Here is a 951-nt window from a genome sequence, read left to right as displayed (position 1 = left end):
CGGCTCGTTGGACAGTTCCTCGAACTCGGCTTCGACCTGGGCCTTCCTGGCTTCCTTGCGCCGCTGGTTGACGGTGTCGAACCGCATCCAGATGGCCAGCGCCCCGACCACGATGATCCCGGTGACCGCGATGCTGATCATCCGGGAGTCCCCGTTGATCACCACGCTGCGCACACCGGCGACCAACAGGATCCACGCCAGATTGACCGGGATCAGCACCTTCCAGCCCAGCGACATGAGCTGGTCGTAACGCACCCGCGGCAGCGACGCCCGCACCCACACGATGACGCTGAAGGTCAGCACGAACTTGATGAAGAACCACAACACCGGCCACCAGCCCGTGTTGGCGCCCTCCCACAGCGAGATCGGGAACGGCGCCCGCCACCCGCCGAGGAACAGCGTCACCGCGATACCGGAGGCGGTGAACGTGTGCAGGTATTCACCCATCATGATCAGGGCGAACTTCAGCGACGAGGAGTATTCGGTCTGGAACCCGCCGACCAGCTCACCCTCACCCTCGGGCAGGTCGAACGGAATGCGGGCGGCCTCACCGAACATGCAGACCACGTAGATCAGGAACGACGGGAGCAGCAGGAACACATACCAGGTCTGCGCCTGCGCCGCCACGATCTCCGACGTCGACAGCGTCCCGGCGAACAGGAACACCGCCACGAACGACAGGCCCATCGCGATCTCGTACGACACCACCTGCGCCGCCGACCGCAACCCGCCCAGCAGCGCGTACGGCGAGCGCGACGACCACCCGGCCAGCACCACCCCGTAGACCGACACCGCGCCCATGGCCAGCATGAACAGCACCGCCACCGGAAGGTCCACCAGCTGCAGCGGCGTCTGCACGCCGAACAGGTTGACCATCGGCCCGAACGGCACGATCGAGAAGGCCAGGAACGCCGGCACCACCATGATGATCGGCGCCAGCAGGTAGAGCAC

General features: G+C 65.8%; 1 protein-coding gene. It reads right to left on the bottom strand.

Features of this window, described 5'->3' with window-relative positions:
• The coding region (locus tag ACTWQA_RS59105; protein ID WP_443167518.1) for a complex I subunit 1/NuoH family protein at positions 1 to 951 on the bottom strand (951 nt) is incomplete at both ends.

It is taken from the genome of Nonomuraea sp. 10N515B (assembly GCF_052245915.1).
Taxonomy (GTDB): Bacteria; Actinomycetota; Actinomycetes; order Streptosporangiales; family Streptosporangiaceae; genus Nonomuraea.
This window is presented reverse-complemented; position numbering and strand designations above follow the sequence as displayed.